Here is a 15,787-nt window from a genome sequence, read left to right as displayed (position 1 = left end):
ATTCATGCTTACCAAGCCTAGTTTTCCCCTGCCAGCTTACGTTCGTACTGAAAACGCCAGCGGGTAAACATCAAGGCCGCGCAAAACAGGCTAAAACTCAGCCCTGTTAGTAGCCAGCCGTATGTGGCCTTGCTGGGGTCGAAGGCCGCAAGTACGCCTTGGATAAAGTACAGATTCACCACAAAGCAGGCCCAGGCATGGGCGCGTGCATGACCGAGAATTAGGCCCGGCGCCAGTATTAGCAAGGGCAACAGCTGAGCGCCAAGAATCACCCAGAGCAGTTTGCCGGGGATATTGGCGAACCACAGGTTCCACACCACAACCAATGCACCCAGGCCTAAAAAACTCAGCAGGCTGACTGCGCGGCTGATGCGCAGGCGCGGTTGCAACCATTCCAGCGCCGGCAACGGTTTTGCGGTTTTAGCCACGGTGACTCTCCAATTTTGCTGCGGTTTGCGCCAGGCGTTGGCCGAGTGCGCGGCATAGGGCGGTTTCATGTTCATCAAGAGCGCGCTTACCGTCTGCTCCGGCGTGGTGGCTGGCGCCATAGGGCGTGCCGCCGCCTCGGGTTTCCAGCAGGGCGGCCTCGCTGTAGGGCAGGCCGGTGATCAGCATGCCATGATGCAGCAGTGGCAGCAGCATCGACAGCAGGGTGGTTTCCTGACCGCCATGCAGGCTGGCAGTCGAGGTGAATACGCCGGCCGGTTTACCGACCAGGCCACCTGTCAGCCACAGGCCACTGGTGCCGTCTATGAAGTACTTGAGCGGCGCGGCCATATTGCCGAAACGGGTCGGGCTGCCAAGTGCCAAGCCAGCGCAGTTCTTCAGATCATCCAGGCTGGCGTAGAGCGCACCTTCTGCCGGGATATCTGCGGCAACCGCTTCGCATTCGGCTGATACCGCCGGCACAGTGCGCAGGCGTGCTTCCAAGCCGCCTATCTCGACACCGCGAGCAATTTGTCGGGCCATTTCCGCGGTTGCGCCATGGCGGCTGTAATAAAGCACCAAAATATAGGGCGCGTTCACGGCAGAATCTCCAGGACGGTTTCCGGAGGGCGGCCGATAACCGCTTTATCACCGACGACCAGAATCGGCCGCTCAATCAATTTTGGCTGGCTGGCCATGGCATCGATCAGCTGCGCTTCAGTCAACTGCGGATTGTTCAGGGCTAGGTTTTTGTATTCATCTTCGCCGGTGCGCAACAGCTGCCGGGCGCTGATGCCGAGCTTACCCAGTAACTCCTGTAACTCGTTGCTACTCAGGGGAGTGTCCAGGTAGCGCACGATGGTTGGGCTGAGCCCGCGTTCTTCCAGAAGCTGCAGTGCGCTGCGCGATTTTGAACAGCGCGGGTTATGGTAGAGCGTCATATCGGTCATGTTCGGGTCGCCTGTTACCTTCGATGGCGGCTATTCTAACCGCTAACGACGTTCACGCCTGCGCCCTAGCAGGTCGCTGGCGTGTAAATGGCTAAGGAGAAGGCATGTGGCAGCGCGTTAATAGTTGGGTGGATTTTTGGCGGTTTTTACTGCAACGGTTTATTGCCGACAGAGGTACCAGTAATGCGGCGGCGCTGACCTACACCACCTTGTTTGCGGTGGTGCCGATGATGACGGTGACGTTCTCCATGCTTTCGGCCATTCCTGCGTTTCAGGGCAGCGGCGAGCAAATTCAAAGCTTTATCTTCCGTAACTTCGTGCCCTCTGCCGGTGAAACGCTGCAGCAGTACTTGCGTGGCTTCACCACCCAGGCGCGTCAGTTAACTTGGATCGGCGTAGCGGTGCTGGCGGTAACGGCTTTTTGGATGTTGGTAACGATAGAAAAAACCTTCAACACCATCTGGCGGGTGCGCCAGCCAAGGCGTGGCGTGTCGAGCTTTCTGCTGTACTGGGCAATTCTCAGCCTGGGGCCGCTGTTGCTTGGCGGTGGCTTTGCGATCAGTACCTACTTTACGTCGCTGTCGCTGATTTCCGGGCCGGATGCCCTGCTAGGTGCGCAGGAGCTCCTAAAGTTTATGCCACTGCTGACTAGCGTGGCAGCCTTTACCCTGCTGTATGCCACGGTGCCGAATGCCACGGTACCGATTCGCCATGCACTGTTAGGCGGGGTGTTTGCGGCGATCTTATTCGAAGTGGCGAAGATGCTGTTCGGGCTTTATGTGCGGGTGTTTCCCGGCTATCAGCTGATCTATGGTGCGTTTGCCACAGTGCCGTTGTTCCTTTTGTGGATCTATCTGTCCTGGCTGATCGTACTGTTCGGTGCTGAGCTGGTCTGCAACCTGGGGTTTTCCCAGCAATGGCGCAACCGTGCGGTACCACGGCTGCTGATGGCGCTTGGTGTATTGCGGGTGTTTTATGAGCGCCAGCAGTTGGGTTTGAAGGTGCGCTTGCGTGATGTTCAGCGCCAAGGTTGGATGCTGGCAGAGCATGAGTGGGAAGAGATTCTGGTGTTTCTCGAACAGCAAAAACTGATCGCCTCGACCGGCTCAGGTACCTGGGTGCTCAGCCGTGACCTTGGTCACTACTCGCTGCATCAACTGCTCAGCCACAGCCCTTGGCCGCTGCCAAGGGCAGAGAATCTGCCCGAGCAGCTCGATGAGGTTTGGTACCCGGCATTGCGCAGCGGGCTGACGAAGTTGCAGGACGAGCAGGCGGCGTTATTCGGTGAAGACCTTGCGCAGTGGCTGCAGCCGCAGGCCCAAGTGCCAAAGTGACGTAAAACGTCAGTTTGCGGCGTTGTGCTGGCGGCTGGCGTTGGCACTGGTGACCACGGAGGTCGCTAAGCATGGTTTTTACTAAGCTGGCACGCTTCTGGCTATCTGCTTAAACAAAGCAATCAGCTGCCAGCACGGCAAGGATTGGCGGAGTGAGAAGGCGTTATGACAGCCACTAAAGGTCAAGTGATTTATCTGCACCAGCGAGACCCTCAAGCGGCCCTTGAGCGCCTCAATCGCATCACTGGTTTGCGGTTTAGCGACTGGCCGCAATCCCTGGCAGTTACCAGCATGCCTGTGGAGCAAGCTAAAGCCTCGCAAATCGCTATGCAGCCTGATTCAGCGGGCCTTTGCGAGCCGGCGGGGATGCTCTCGAGCTAAACGCAAAACCCCGCATGGGCGGGGCTTCTGTTGCCGCGATACGCTATCAGGCGAGTGCTTGGCGACTATCGGCTTGCGGTAGTTCGGCCGCTTGCACAAATAACTCTTCAACAACCAGGCTGGTCGCCGGAACGGCAGAGCGTAAGCGCACCTGCATCTCTTCGATTTTCAGCTTGACCGGTAGGCGGGCCACGCTGGAAAGCAGAATCTTGCTGTGCTGATTGACCTTGCCATGGTCGATTAGCACTTCACGCTGAGTGCCACCGTCACGGTAGCTGACCAGCAGAGACACCGGCAGGTTTGCCAGCCCAGGCAGGTGCAGCCATGCAGCTACGTTAAACTCGGCGACGCGCCCTTCGTACGGTGTGACCTGTAAGCGGGCGAGATTGACGATGGCAGATGGCACCGGGCCGACCAATTTGTCGAGGGCTTGGGTCATGGTTGTGTTCCAGGCTGATAACAGATCGCATCACGCGTGAGTGCGATGAATTATAAGCTCGGCCCTCTCGATCAAACTGTGCACTCGGCCGACGTTCGGCGTGACCCTTCTCGCAGTTTCAGCGTGTGCTCTGAGCGTCTAGGCTAACTGCATCGGATAGCGTGTGACGGATGCAGTGAGTAAATTGGCGGGCGGCAGCGGCAGAATGGCCTGTTTGTGTGCGCTAGCCATTTGCAACCAGACGTTTTCGCCTTCCACGAACTGCCCATTAGGTAGCCACAAACCGTGATGCCAGCCATTACCCGGTGTCGGAGTACTTTGCAGCACGCCTGGGTGGGTTTGCGCACTGGGCGCGCGACGGAGCCACACCGGGCGCGGCAAGCCTTTCAGGTAGCGCAGGCCTAGGTGCAGGCCTTCATTGTTGAGGTGACGCCAACGTACCAGGGCCAGAGTGGGGGTCTCGCTGCCAGTCAGCAGTAGAACCAGTTGCCCGATCGACAGTTGCGCAGCCTGATCTGCATTACACAGCAAGCGTGCGCCGCCTGCGCTGGTATCCAGCATCTGCGCGCTGGTGGGCCGCGGTCGCTGCTCCAGCAGCTGAGCGTGAATGCCGCCAAGCCCCACGATCAGGTTACATTCAGAGCGTTGGTCAGCGCGGGTATGACGACGCTGCTGGCGAACCAGCCAATGCGCCTGCACACGTTCCAGTATCTGGCTCTCAGCCTTACTTTGCAGTGGTGCCGGGTCATGTAAGGCCACCAGTAGGGCGCCTAATTCGAATCGACGTAAATACTCAGCGCTGCCTGTTGGGTGCTGGGCATAGCTCAGGCAGGGTTGGGCCTCGGTAAGATCGATGATTGGCCCTTCAATCTCATCGTCTTCTTCCCAAGGCAGCAACCGCGCCAGCTCGGCCAGTTGTGAGAGGGCGCCGAACAACAGCGCACATTCGCCATCGGCCAGATGGAACGGATTGCTCAGTGCCAGCAGCAGCATTTGCTGGTAGATGCCGCGAAGCGTGCTCGCCGGTTGCGGGATAAACGCTGCAGCCACCGGCTCGTCCAGGCAATCCTGATGCTCACCAATCCAATACAGCAGGTGACTGTCTCGCCACAGGCTGGGTGGCGGTTCTTGATAGAGCTGGTAGTGGCGTAGCAGGCTCTGCGCAAGAAAATGCTGAGCCATGTACAAACACCAGGCCAAGTGTGGGCGGGATGGCTGGCGGCCCTGCAGAATTTGCAGCAGCAAGCGTTTGAAACCGATGGCCAGCTCATTGCAAAGGTGCACGAACAATGCGCTGGGTGGTTGCTCGCCCTGGTAGGCCTTGCTGTAATGCCGGTAGTGGTCGCTGAAGCTTTGCAGTGCGCGTTGCCTTTCGAGTAAGGTCATGGCGCTGCGGTTAAGCCCAAAGAGTAGGCCGAGCACGTGTTGCAACGCTAACTCGACTGACTGCAGGCGTGCCTGGGCCAGTTGCTCATTGAGGTCGGCCAGTGACACGACGTCTGTCTCGAGGATGTCTGGCACTTCCAGGCGCAAGGCATCTAATGTCATATCAACCTTACAGAATCAGAGGGCGAGTGCATGGCAATGCGTTTCCAAGCGGTCATTCGTGCTGTCGCGGGCTTAGGCATCGGTCTGATGCTGGCCGGTTGTGCTGAAGACATAGGCGTCGATCAATATGGACGAAAGGTAGCGGTTGAGCGGTTGGAAGGCCAGTGGTTAGTGATTAATTACTGGGCACAGTGGTGCGCACCCTGCCGCACCGAGATCCCCGAGCTAAACGCCCTAGAGAAGCAGCTCAAGGCGCAATCCGTACAGGTGCTTGGGGTGAACTTTGATGTGCTGCAGGGCGATAAGCTCAGTCAAGCGGCGCAAGATATGGGCATCACCTTCACTGTGCTTGCGCAGGATCCAGCAGAGCGCTACCAATTACCGCGCGCCGAGGTACTGCCGGTGACCTATATCGTTGATCCGCAGGGCCGTATGCGTGAGCGCTTGTTGGGTGAACAGACTGCTGCTGGCTTGACTGCTCGCCTGGTTGTACTCAAGGCAGAGGGCTAGATCCATGGCGCGTATGTGCATGCATGGCTATATGAGCGGACGGGTTCAGGGCGTGTATTTCCGTCAAGCGACTGTGGCGCAGGCTGAACGTCTTGACCTCGATGGCTGGGTGCGCAACCTAGTAGACGGGCGTGTTGAGGTGCTGTTCGAGGGCGAAGAAACTGCTGTGAACGAGTTGGCAGGCTGGTTACGACAGGGGCCCGAGGCTGCCGAAGTGACCGCACTGGAGTTGCAAGAGCAAGCTCTGCAAGGGATTAGCGGATTTATCGTGCGGTGCTGAGAGCCTGTATGCGATCCGTGGCGCTTAAAACAGGTCTCCAGTTGACGAGGTTGTACTACAGGTTCTGTGCGTCGATTCAGGGATTGACGTACCATAAATCGTGCCAGAAGCCGACCACCTTAGCCGAGTAAGTGTGCTTGCCAAGGCTGCCGTTATAGCGTGCCAGCGCGCGATTCAGGTCACCGTTTTCCTTGCGCAGGTAGAAGCTCAAGATGGTGCAGCCGTAGCGCAGATTAGTGGCGTTGTCGGTGAGGTTGTCCTGTGGGCGGCCTAGTTCCGCTTTCCAGAAGGGCATCACCTGCATCATACCTTGGGCACCGACCGATGAAATGGCAAAGCGATCAAAATGGCTTTCGGCGTGAATCAACGCAATCACCAAATCCGGGCGCAAGCCTGCCTTGCTGGCCTCGCGATGCACCAACCTGAGCAAGCTCAGGCGCTCCTCGGCATTCGGAATATAGCGGCGCATGCGTGTGGACATATCCAGCAGCCACACCTCTGCATCGAAACGATCCTGAAAGCTATCCGCCTTGGTCACTGTCTGTTGCAGCAATGTGCGCAACTCGGGCTCTGGCGACTGGCGCATGCCTGCCAGCCCTGCGCTGCAGAACATTATTCCTAGAAGGGCGCATATTAGGCGCTGCAGCATGCGGTTGTTAGTCGTTGCCTGGATCGGCGACAAGGCGGCCGGCGTCCCTCGTCAAGGACAAAAGGAAGATTTTTTGTAGCTCTGGGTCGTTGCGCGTCAGTTCAATCAGGCTCTGCTCCAACTCGCTGGCTTCTTCTTCGAGGCCTAGCTCTGACAGGCGCTTGACCCGATGCACCCACTGGGCAACGTCGTCGTCTTCGAGGTCGTTGTAAATTAGCTCATGAGCTTCTAGCAGCTTGCCACGCAAGGTGCGGCTGACCAACAGCGAGGCATCGGCCCGCGCCGAGCTCTGATCATCGGTAACGGTCAGCACTAGAGTGCTTATACGCGTGACATCTTGTTCGGAAAACGGGCTGTCGAGCAGGTTCAGGCGCAGGATGCCGTTACGGTCGGTGAGCAATTCGTGCGTTTGCTCTCCGGCTTTAACTAACACTGGGCGCTCGGCCCACGGCAGGCTGGAGTACTCCGTTCGGGCGTCTTGGCGTCGCTCCTCAAGGCTGGCCAGATTCTGCTGTGAGCGACCATTGGACTCGACGTTGATCGCCGGGTTAAGCCCGGCAAAGCCGTAACTGATCCAGTCCTTGGTGACGCTGTCAGGCAAGCTGCCAAGCAGTACTACGTTCAGTACATTGGCACCGATACCGCCGACCACTGCCAATGCCCCAAGCGGCACTTCATACAACTCGCGCCAGGGCTGGTAAGGCGTGTAGCGATCATAGCGTCGCGTCACATCAAACGCTGTGACCTCAAAGGTCTTCTGTTCGTGCACACGAACGCGGCGCTGCGGTAATTCCAGTACGCGTGGTTCGCCGACATCGATTTGTAGGCTGTGATCGAGCAGTTTGCGCTCGATGCGCTCCTCATGCTCGCTACGCTGCGGTAACTGGTTGGCGCAACCGCTAAGTAGCAGAGTGCCACCCAGAAGGGTGGCGATGAGGCTGAGGGCGTTTCGCTTGAACATGACGGCTCTGGCTAAAAGGGCTGAAATCAGTGGCTGATGCGGGCCTGGATAAAGCTCAGGATGTCGGCGACAGGAACGGCCTGTGCTTCGGTTTCGCTGCGGCTTTTGTATTCCAAGTTGCCTTCGGCCAGGCCACGGTCGCTGACGACGATGCGGTGTGGGATGCCGATCAGTTCCATGTCTGCGAATTTGATGCCTGGGCTGGTTTTCTTGTCGCGGTCATCAAGCAGTACTTCATAACCGGCTGCGGTAAGCTCGGCATAAAGTTTGTCGGTCGCCTCACGCACGGCGTCGGTCTCGTAGCGCAGCGGTACCAAGGCTATTTGAAAGGGCGCTAGGGCGTCATTCCAGAGAATGCCGCGCTCATCATTGTTCTGCTCGATGGCTGCCGCAACAACCCGGGAAACACCAATGCCGTAACAGCCCATGGCCAGCGTTACCGGCTTGCCGTTCTCGCCAAGAACCTGGCAGTTCAGCGCTTCACTGTATTTAGTGCCGAGCTGGAAAATATGCCCGACTTCGATGCCGCGCTTGATTTCCAGGGTGCCTTTGCCATCCGGGCTTGGGTCGCCGGCCAGTACGTTACGCAGGTCGGCAACTTCTGGCAGTGGCAGATCACGCTCCCAGTTGACGCCAAAGTAGTGCTTGTCGTCGATATTGGCGCCCGAGGCGAAATCGCTCATCAAGGCAACCGAGCGGTCGATGATGCAAGGGATTGGCAGGTTGACCGGGCCCAGTGAGCCTGGGCCGGCGCCGATGGCGGCGCGAATTTCAGCTTCGCTGGCCATTACCAGTGGGCTGGCCACCAGCTCTAAGTTAGCGGCCTTGATCTCATTGAGCGCATGGTCGCCGCGTACGATCAGTGCTACCAAGGTGCCTTTTTTAGCACCGTGCACCATCAGGGTTTTGATGGTTTTCTCGATCGCTAGATCGAAGCCCTGTACCAGCGCGTCAATGGTCTTGGTGTTGGGCGTTTCAACCAAACGCATGGTTTCACGGGCTTCTGCTCGTGTGGTTTCACGGGGCAGTGCTTCGGCTTTTTCGATATTGGCGGCGTAGTCCGAGGCGTTGCTAAAGGCGATGTCGTCTTCACCTGATTCAGCCAGCACATGAAACTCGTGAGAGCCGGTGCCACCGATGGAGCCCGTATCCGCCTGTACCGGGCGGAAGTTCAGACCCAGGCGAGTGAAGACATTGCAGTAGGCTTGGTGCATGCGGTCGTAGGTTTGTTGCAGTGAAGCCTGATCGACGTGGAACGAGTAAGCATCCTTCATGATGAACTCGCGGCCGCGCATCACACCGAAGCGCGGGCGCGTTTCGTCACGAAATTTGGTTTGGATCTGGTACAGGTTGATCGGCAGCTGCTTGTAACTATTCAGTTCGTTGCGCGCCAGGTCAGTGATTACTTCTTCGTGGGTTGGACCTGCGCAGAAGTCGCGACCATGGCGGTCCTTCATACGCAGCAGCTCCGGGCCGTACTGCTCCCACCGGCCGGACTCCTGCCACAGTTCGGCGGGCTGGATGCCAGGCATCAGCACTTCCAGCGCACCAGCGGCATTCATTTCCTCGCGCACAACTTTCTCAACCTTACGCAGTACGCGTAGGCCCATGGGCAGCCAGGTGTACAGGCCAGAAGCCAGTTTGCGGATCATGCCGGCACGCAGCATCAACTGATGGCTGATAACCACGGCATCGGAAGGGTTTTCTTTAAGAGTCGAGAGCAGGAATTGGCTGGTACGCATATTTGGCTGTTCTGTCAGTTGCAAGAGGTTTTCAATGGCCGGCATTGTACGGTGCCTGTACAGATGCGTACAGGATGCTGGCGCTTACTATAAAAGGAGAGATGTGTGTCGATACTGACAGCAGAGCAGGTGCAGGCGCTGATTCGCGCAGGGTTACCAATGGCGGAAGACATCAACCTGTGTATCGATCGGCTAGATACCGACGGTGCATTAGCGCGCGTACCGTTTCACAGCAAGCTAGTGCGGCCGGGTGGCACCTTGTCAGGGCCGACCATTATGGCGCTGGCTGATGCAGCGATGTATGCCGTGGTGCTCGGCAGTCTCGGGCGGGTGGAAATGGCCGTGACGTCGAATTTAAATATCAACTTTCTGGTCAAGCCAAAACCTGTTGATTTATTAGCTCATGCGCGGATTTTGCGTTTGAGTCGCAGGCAAGCTGTTTGCGAGGTTTCGGTGTATTCGCTTGGGCATAAGGATGAGCTGGTCGCGCATGTAACGGGGACCTATGCCTTGCCGCTTTGACTTTTTTGCAGGCAAGAAAAAGCCCAACCTAAGCCGGGCTTTTTTTTATCAACTAAGCAATCAGAATTACAGAATGCTCAGTGGATATTCAACGATCAGACGGAAGTCATTCACGTCGCCACCGTATGAATTATCGGCACGGTAGAAGGCGTTACGGATGCGGAACGAAAGATCCTTAGCTGCACCTTCTTGGATAACGTATTTAGCTTCGATATCCAGTTCGCGCTCTTCTGCGTCGCTATCAACGCCAGCTACATCGATGTTGTCGCCGACGATGTAACGAGTCATGAAGCTCAAGCCAGGAACGCCAAACTCAGCCATGTCTAGATCGTAGCGAGCCTGCCAAGAAGTTTCATCTTTAGCGTTGAAGTCCGAGTACTGTACAGAGTTGGACAGCCAAATGGTTCCGCCGCCGTCAATGTCGCCGTAGCGATAGCTTGTGTCACCGGTGGAGCGCTGGTGAGCTACTGTAAATTTGTGTGCGCCCACGGAGTAGGCTGTGGCCAGGCTCCAAATGGTGTTGTCCATTTCGCCTTGCAGTTCTTTGCCGTCACCGCTAGTTTTGTAGGCGTTGAGGTCGAAGTTTAGGGCTTGGGACTCGGCCAGCGGCAGGTTGTAGTTCAAGTTGACATAAGTCTTCTTGAAGTTGTCCTCTGCGTCGGAATGGTGGATAGCACCATAAAGATTGTCAGTGAAGCTGTAGCCAGCACCAACGATGTTGATTTCTTTAAGGCCAAAAGTGTCGCGATCAGTGCTGGCCTGGCTGCTCATAGCAGTAAAGCGGCCAGCAGTTAGTTCCAGGCCTTCGATTTCGTTGCTGGTCAGCAAGGTGCCGGTAGCGACTTCAGGCAGGATGCGGCTGTCGTCTGTGGAAAATACCGGGCTACCAGTCATCATGTTGCCGTGCTTTAGCACGGTGTCAGAGATGCGGAATTTGATAGCGCCGCCGACTTCAGTTTGGGTGTCATCGTTATGACCGTTGCTGGTGGTGTCGAACAGACCATTACCTTTGTGGCCGCGACCGCCATCCAGCTTGATGCTGCTCAGGCTGTGTGCGTCGACGCCAACACCCACTGTGCCTTGAGTGAAGCCGGACTCGGCAAGTACGCGAATGCCAAGACCTGTTTCTTCGCGGTAGCTCTGAGCGTTACGCTGAGGGCCGCCCGAACGAAAATCACGGTTCATATAAAGAACGCGATTGAAAAGGTTGAGGGTGCTGTCCTCAAGGAAACCCTTAGATTCGGACTGGCTCGAGGCCATGGCCATTTGGGTGCTGCCCGCTGCTACTGCGAGGGCGATTACGCTCCACTTCATCACTTGCATCGTGATTGCTCCTTGGTTTAGAAAAATTGTGCCGTCTGGATATTTTTATTGAGACGACTCTTTCTTTTTGTGTCGGCGGTAACTTATAGCACGGTGCCTATGATGGCGATAGTTGCAGTCTATTCACTACGGCTTCTTCATGCTCATGTCGCGAAAGCATATGAAACATGTCGCAATTTTGTAGATGCCACTGACGTGCTTCAAGTCATTGCTGACGGATTTTAGCGCGTGCTCGCCGGTTTCTATGGTCTACAAAGCGCGCTATGCGTTTCGTCAGATATTGCCAAGCAAGAGTCGTGCACAAAATATATAAGGCCTGATTTTTAGTCTTGATATGGTCTACATAGCTAAAATTTTCGGGGCTTATATAGGTTTTATGGTGATTTTTCAGGCGGGTTTTCTATTTTTTTAACCTTGAGTAGGTTTTTTGATGATTGATTTCCTTCAGGGGTTCAGTGAGTTGCAGTCGCATTGCTGCGACGCAGTAGCTGCCTGCTATGTTGGGATTACCGAAGGGAACAGTTTTGGTGCGTGGGTGCGGGGTGGTTTTGCTGAGTGCTGTTTCTTGGTGCAAGGTTTATGGCGTGTGCAGCACGGATGCTGAAAGCGTTGCTTGGGCGTATCCTGCATCAGGTGTATTTCGGGCTGTAGTTTCGTCGGTGATCCACTGGCTGGCTGCTTAGTCTTTGTCTTAAGGGTAATCGTTATGTTTGTTCTGGATTCGCGTTTGCAGCAGGACACGGTTGTGTTGGGTGACTACCCGTTGTGCCGCCTACTGCTTATGAAGGATGCACAGTACCCTTGGTTTATCTTGGTGCCGCGCCGTGAAGTTGTGAGTGAGTTGTTTCAGCTCGATGCAGCGGATCAGTTGCAGCTCTGGCAGGAAACTAATGGCTTGGCTGAAGTGCTAAAAGACTGCTTTGCGGCAGATAAGATGAATATCGCAACGCTGGGCAATGTGGTCAGTCAGCTGCACATGCATGTCATCGTGCGTCGCCGTGATGATGTGGCTTGGCCGGCGCCTGTATGGGGGCGGCATCCGGCGCAGGCTTATACGGCGGAGCAGCTGGCGGTATTGAAGGCGCGTTTGCGTCTGATTTTGACTGAGGATTTTTGTTTTGCTGAGGGCTGATTGGTGGAAGTAGAAGAACGCATCATCGATCTACAAAGCCGCCTGGCTTTCCAAGACGACACTATTCAAGCGCTTAATGATGCATTGGTAGCGCAGCAACGATTGATGGAGCGTTTGCAGTTGCAGGTTGCCGCATTGATCAAGCGACAAGATGAGGTGGGTTCGCAATTTGGCTTGGCCGAAGACGAGGCGCCACCGCCGCATTATTGAAACGCTAGAACGCAAAAGGCCCGCGATATGCGGGCCTTTTGCGTTTGTGCGATTAGCGTCTTGCAGGCAGTGCGGCGATTACGTCCTCAGCTTGCAGGCCTTTGTCGCGGTGCATGACGGCGAATTCGACCCGCTGGCCTTCTACGAGTACGCGGTGGCCTTCACCGCGAATGGCGCGAAAGTGCACGAAAATATCGTCACCGGAGTCGCGGGATATAAAGCCGAAACCCTTCGAGGTGTTGAACCATTTCACAGTGCCTGTTTCGCGGTCGCCCAGGTCGTGTGCGCTTGAGGTGTTGCGCGACTTTAGGCGCAGGTTGGTCGCCAGGTGCAGCGCTACGGCTGCAGCGATGATGATCAGGCTAAACAGGCTGGCAGGTTGGCTGGCAATTTCTGCTAGAGGAGCCAGCAGAATCAAGGCTTGTAGCAGGGTGCCAATGACCAATAGGGCGGACACTAGGCTTTGCGCTTGATGGCGCAGGCCGGCGTGCCAGATCGGTAGCTGCGGAGCGAGTAGGAGGTTAAGTAGACCGAATAGTGCGAGGCACAGAGCGTCGGGTTGTTCCAGAAGTGCTTGTGGTGTGTCGCTGAAGGCTGGAACAAAAGAAAGTAGCAGGGCGATAGCGCCCGTCAGGAGATGGACAATTTTTAACATGTTCGATTAGCTCGCTTAATTTAAAGAGTCAACGGAGGGCTGGCTGCGCGTATTTGGCGTTGCAAGGGAGGAGTAGAAGCGCGTGGTACCAGCCTGTGTGCCGAACCTTGGTGAAGGTTCAGCGACACGGGGCGTATTTAACAGTAAAGAGGTTGGGTTCTCAATCAGGCTCTGAGTGCCGTATCGCCTGAATTAGGGTTTACCTGATTGCGGCCATCGCGCTTGGCTTGATAAAGCGCATCATCGGCGCGGGTGAGCAGGGTTTCTAGGGTGTCGCCTTGTCTGGCAAGGGCGAAGCCGAATGAGGCTGTGATGCTGTCAAGCACTTCGTCGGTACGCCGTACCTTAATACGCAATGACTGGATTTTCAGTCGCAGCTGCTCGGCAAAAGCGTGCGCGGCAGTGCTGTCAAAGCAGTCCCGTAGGATGATGCAAAATTCTTCGCCGCCATAGCGGGCGGCAATAGCGCGGGCGGGAAGAGCTTCGCGCAGTAGCTGGCCAACATGCTGCAAGACACGATCACCCAAGGGATGCCCGTACTGGTCGTTGAACTGTTTGAAGTGGTCAATATCCAACATCACCAGCGCAACACCGTCATGCTCCGCACTCAGGGTTTGCTCAAGCAGTCGGCTGAAGGCGTTACGGTTAAATACTTGTGTCAGGTTATCCAGTGTCGCGGCAACGTGGGCGCGTTCGAGTTGGCCGCGTAGAGTCTTAATCTCTCGCTGGGCAGCATTTAGGCGATACAGAAACTGGGTCTGCTGATCCTGCATCAGTTGCGTGCTTTCTTGCAGTTCGCTCAGAACGCTGGGCAGGTCGTCGATGATCGGTTCCTGCAGTGCAGCCAGGCCGAGCTCAAGGCTGGCTTGATAGTGACTGCTGCCAGTGATGCTGCGTGAAACATTGCCTTCGATATCGTCAACTAGCTCGATGACCTGTTGCTGGCCGGCTCGTGCTTCCTCGAGTTCGCCATGGATGATGTAGTCGCGAAAGAGCTTCGCTGCTGTTTCCGGGGGAAAGCTGTCAAAGTCTGCGACTGTCTTGTCCAGGCGGCGATTAAGCTCGGGCTCAAGCCCTTTGCTGTAGGTGTACCACAGAGCGTAGTGCACAGGGTTGGGTGGGATGTCATGACGCATCATCAGCGGTACTGCTTTTTTCAAAAGCGCCGCAGCGTCGCGGGTTGCTTCAGGATAGAGCTCTAGAATACCGGGTGCTTTTTTGGGGGCGTTCATGCACGTCACTGTGTCGGGGGTCCAATTGGCCAAAGCATAGAACAGCTGTTGTTCATTCGCCTAGCAAAAGGGGTGTGGATACCAGGCCACTCGCTTGAGGTGTTAATGGTGGGCGGCTAAATCTCTCTAACTCGCTACCTAGAAAGAAATAAACCCCGGGAAACGCTCTCGAGGTTTATTTCTTTCAGGCCCCTCGCCAGATAAGCCTTTAGACTTAATCAGGCGGTGCCTAAGCGAGTACTTCTTTTAGGGTCGGGGCTTTTGCGTGATTTATTTAGGCTGCCAACAGGCTGCGCAGCATCCAGGCAGTTTTTTCATGAACTTGCATGCGCTGTGTCAGTAGGTCTGCGGTGGGTTCATCACTGACCTTGTCTAGCAAAGGAAAGATCCCGCGGGCTGTGCGTACGACTGCTTCTTGGCCTTGAACCAATAGCTTGATCATGTCTTGCGCATCTGGGACGCCTTCTTCTTCCTTTATAGAGGAGAGGCGGGCGTAGGCCGCATAGGTGCCGGGCGCGGGAAAGCCCAAGGTGCGAATACGTTCCGCAATATCGTCCACGGCCAGCGCCAGTTCTGTGTATTGGCCTTCAAACATCAAATGCAGGGTGTTGAACATCGGGCCTGTGACGTTCCAGTGGAAGTTATGGGTTTTCAGATACAGCGTGTAAGTGTCAGCGAGTAAGCGCGACAAGCCCTCAGCGATGGCGGCGCGATCCTGCTCAGCAATTCCAATATTGATTTCCATACCACTTCTCCTTTTGGGTGGGCGGGGTTTAGCTGCCCGTTGATGGGGCAAAGCCTAGCATGATGGTTACAAGGCTTTATCCTGGTTTATATCAATAGAAGTTGTGTTTGGATGATATTGCCGAGCGGGGGTTCAATTTTCTAGTGAATGGTGAGTGCTAAGTGAGTGGTGCGATTGAGTCGTCTGGTTTTTTGGGCACAGCGGTGTGTTAGGTACGGCTGCTGCTAAGTTGTGGTTCAGGGCCGCAGGCTGCGTGATCGATAAGCGCGTTGAGGTGGTCGGCGGTCAGTAGGCGAATATCGTTCAGCAGGCTGTCAAAAATCAGCTGAACTTGTTGCAAGCAAGGCAGTAGTACATCTTCCATCGCTAGCGGTACGCGGTTCATCGGGGCGCTGCTCAATTCCAATGAGCAGTTGCTCGTGGTTTTGGAGTTGTTCGTTTGGCTCCAAGCGGAAGCCGTCCAGTAAGTCACTGGGAAATTCAGCCAGGTTCGGCCTGCTCATAGGTATGTCTACTCATCGATAGTCAGCTAGCTGCAGTGAGAGTATGGAGAGGCCTAGCAATACCGCGCAGGGCGGCGGCTGCAAGTGACGGCTTAACCATATATAATCCCGCCCTTTGCCGCGTTTTGTGGGGTTCGCGGGCGATTACTTATGCGCCGCCGGTCGTTTACAACCCATGAAAATCAGCGCAATTGCGGGAAAAGGCGCATGCGCCAGCCGGCCAACGAGCGTCGCATTTATTGCGG

At 55.9% G+C, this 15,787-nt stretch carries 20 protein-coding genes and 1 pseudogene; 7 read left to right on the top strand and 14 right to left on the bottom strand.

Annotated features, from left to right (window positions below):
- Positions 1-17: 17 nt before the first annotated feature.
- The 3 genes from BMZ32_RS00220 to arsC are packed head-to-tail and all read right to left on the bottom strand — an operon-like array spanning position 18 to position 1,376.
- On the bottom strand, positions 18-428 hold the full coding sequence (locus BMZ32_RS00220) for a DUF2069 domain-containing protein (protein ID WP_090237860.1): 411 nt from the start codon (positions 426-428) through the stop codon (positions 18-20).
- Entirely contained in the window at positions 421-1,026 is a 606-nt protein-coding gene (gene wrbA / locus BMZ32_RS00215) for an NAD(P)H:quinone oxidoreductase (protein WP_090237857.1), read from the bottom strand. Before wrbA ends, BMZ32_RS00220 begins: the two co-directional genes overlap by 8 nt.
- Positions 1,023-1,376 carry an arsenate reductase (glutaredoxin) gene (gene arsC / locus BMZ32_RS00210; protein ID WP_090237854.1) on the bottom strand — a complete coding sequence of 118 codons (354 nt, stop codon included), beginning with the start codon at positions 1,374-1,376 and terminating at the stop codon, positions 1,023-1,025. Before arsC ends, wrbA begins: the two co-directional genes overlap by 4 nt.
- Before the next feature lie 104 nt (positions 1,377-1,480).
- Between arsC and BMZ32_RS00205 the strand changes: the two genes are divergently transcribed.
- Both BMZ32_RS00205 and BMZ32_RS19525 read left to right on the top strand, forming a co-directional pair.
- On the top strand, positions 1,481-2,710 hold the full coding sequence (locus BMZ32_RS00205; protein ID WP_090237851.1) for a YihY family inner membrane protein: 1,230 nt from the start codon (positions 1,481-1,483) through the stop codon (positions 2,708-2,710).
- A gap of 165 nt (positions 2,711-2,875) precedes the next feature.
- Positions 2,876-3,091 carry a hypothetical protein gene (locus BMZ32_RS19525; RefSeq protein WP_090237848.1) on the top strand — a complete coding sequence of 72 codons (216 nt, stop codon included), beginning with the start codon at positions 2,876-2,878 and terminating at the stop codon, positions 3,089-3,091.
- A 46-nt stretch (positions 3,092-3,137) separates the two neighbouring features.
- Here BMZ32_RS19525 and BMZ32_RS00195 read toward each other — a convergent pair whose 3' ends face one another.
- Both BMZ32_RS00195 and BMZ32_RS00190 read right to left on the bottom strand, forming a co-directional pair.
- A complete protein-coding gene (locus BMZ32_RS00195; protein WP_090237845.1) occupies positions 3,138-3,530 on the bottom strand; it encodes a hypothetical protein in 393 nt (130 codons plus the stop codon).
- Between the two features lie 138 nt (positions 3,531-3,668).
- Entirely contained in the window at positions 3,669-5,078 is a 1,410-nt protein-coding gene (locus BMZ32_RS00190) for a PilZ domain-containing protein (RefSeq protein ID WP_090237842.1), read from the bottom strand.
- Between the two features lie 30 nt (positions 5,079-5,108).
- On the opposite strand from BMZ32_RS00190, the gene BMZ32_RS00185 reads away from it, so the two are divergent.
- Positions 5,109-5,588 carry a TlpA disulfide reductase family protein gene (locus tag BMZ32_RS00185; protein ID WP_090237839.1) on the top strand — a complete coding sequence of 160 codons (480 nt, stop codon included), beginning with the start codon at positions 5,109-5,111 and terminating at the stop codon, positions 5,586-5,588.
- 4 nt (positions 5,589-5,592) lie between these two features.
- Positions 5,593-5,868, top strand: coding sequence for an acylphosphatase (locus tag BMZ32_RS00180; RefSeq protein WP_090237836.1), 276 nt, complete (start codon positions 5,593-5,595; stop codon positions 5,866-5,868).
- 76 nt (positions 5,869-5,944) lie between these two features.
- Here the strand turns inward: BMZ32_RS00180 and BMZ32_RS00175 are convergent, their stop codons facing one another.
- The 3 genes from BMZ32_RS00175 to BMZ32_RS00165 are packed head-to-tail and all read right to left on the bottom strand — an operon-like array spanning position 5,945 to position 9,220.
- Positions 5,945-6,517: a transglycosylase SLT domain-containing protein gene (locus tag BMZ32_RS00175; protein ID WP_090237833.1), complete on the bottom strand. Its 573-nt coding sequence runs from the start codon at positions 6,515-6,517 to the stop codon at positions 5,945-5,947.
- Positions 6,518-6,524: 7 nt separating this feature from the next.
- Positions 6,525-7,478, bottom strand: a complete 954-nt coding sequence (locus tag BMZ32_RS00170) for a hypothetical protein (protein ID WP_090237830.1) — start codon at positions 7,476-7,478, stop codon at positions 6,525-6,527.
- Positions 7,479-7,504: 26 nt separating this feature from the next.
- Positions 7,505-9,220, bottom strand: coding sequence for a proline--tRNA ligase (locus BMZ32_RS00165; RefSeq protein WP_090241457.1), 1,716 nt, complete (start codon positions 9,218-9,220; stop codon positions 7,505-7,507).
- A gap of 114 nt (positions 9,221-9,334) precedes the next feature.
- On the opposite strand from BMZ32_RS00165, the gene BMZ32_RS00160 reads away from it, so the two are divergent.
- Positions 9,335-9,742, top strand: a complete 408-nt coding sequence (locus tag BMZ32_RS00160) for a PaaI family thioesterase (protein ID WP_090241455.1) — start codon at positions 9,335-9,337, stop codon at positions 9,740-9,742.
- 66 nt (positions 9,743-9,808) lie between these two features.
- Here the strand turns inward: BMZ32_RS00160 and BMZ32_RS00155 are convergent, their stop codons facing one another.
- A complete protein-coding gene (locus BMZ32_RS00155) occupies positions 9,809-11,065 on the bottom strand; it encodes an OprD family porin (protein WP_090237827.1) in 1,257 nt (418 codons plus the stop codon).
- 706 nt (positions 11,066-11,771) lie between these two features.
- On the opposite strand from BMZ32_RS00155, the gene BMZ32_RS00150 reads away from it, so the two are divergent.
- Together BMZ32_RS00150 and BMZ32_RS00145 are read left to right on the top strand one after the other, a co-directional pair.
- Positions 11,772-12,197, top strand: coding sequence for an HIT family protein (locus tag BMZ32_RS00150; RefSeq protein WP_090237825.1), 426 nt, complete (start codon positions 11,772-11,774; stop codon positions 12,195-12,197).
- A gap of 3 nt (positions 12,198-12,200) precedes the next feature.
- Positions 12,201-12,407, top strand: coding sequence for a SlyX family protein (locus BMZ32_RS00145; RefSeq protein WP_090241453.1), 207 nt, complete (start codon positions 12,201-12,203; stop codon positions 12,405-12,407).
- Between the two features lie 52 nt (positions 12,408-12,459).
- Here the strand turns inward: BMZ32_RS00145 and BMZ32_RS19690 are convergent, their stop codons facing one another.
- The 5 genes and pseudogenes from BMZ32_RS19690 to BMZ32_RS19390 form a co-directional block, all read right to left on the bottom strand.
- Complete coding sequence (locus BMZ32_RS19690) at positions 12,460-12,684, bottom strand: cold shock domain-containing protein (protein ID WP_244153932.1); 225 nt, start codon at positions 12,682-12,684, stop codon at positions 12,460-12,462.
- A 57-nt stretch (positions 12,685-12,741) separates the two neighbouring features.
- Positions 12,742-13,062: pseudogene (locus tag BMZ32_RS19685) on the bottom strand (cold shock domain-containing protein membrane protein); the annotation flags it as partial.
- Positions 13,063-13,226: 164 nt separating this feature from the next.
- The gene (locus BMZ32_RS00135) at positions 13,227-14,294 is read right to left on the bottom strand and encodes a GGDEF domain-containing protein (RefSeq protein ID WP_090237819.1); all 1,068 of its coding nucleotides are present in this window, start codon (positions 14,292-14,294) and stop codon (positions 13,227-13,229) included.
- Between the two features lie 274 nt (positions 14,295-14,568).
- Positions 14,569-15,039, bottom strand: a complete 471-nt coding sequence (locus tag BMZ32_RS00130; protein WP_090237816.1) for a Dps family protein — start codon at positions 15,037-15,039, stop codon at positions 14,569-14,571.
- A 208-nt stretch (positions 15,040-15,247) separates the two neighbouring features.
- Entirely contained in the window at positions 15,248-15,424 is a 177-nt protein-coding gene (locus BMZ32_RS19390; protein WP_167376701.1) for a hypothetical protein, read from the bottom strand.
- Positions 15,425-15,787 lie beyond the last annotated feature (363 nt).

The sequence above is a fragment of the Pseudomonas guineae genome, from assembly GCF_900113745.1.
GTDB lineage: Bacteria > Pseudomonadota > Gammaproteobacteria > Pseudomonadales > Pseudomonadaceae > Aquipseudomonas > Aquipseudomonas guineae.
The sequence above is the reverse complement of the archived record's forward strand: the minus strand, read 5'-3'. Positions and strand labels throughout refer to the sequence as shown.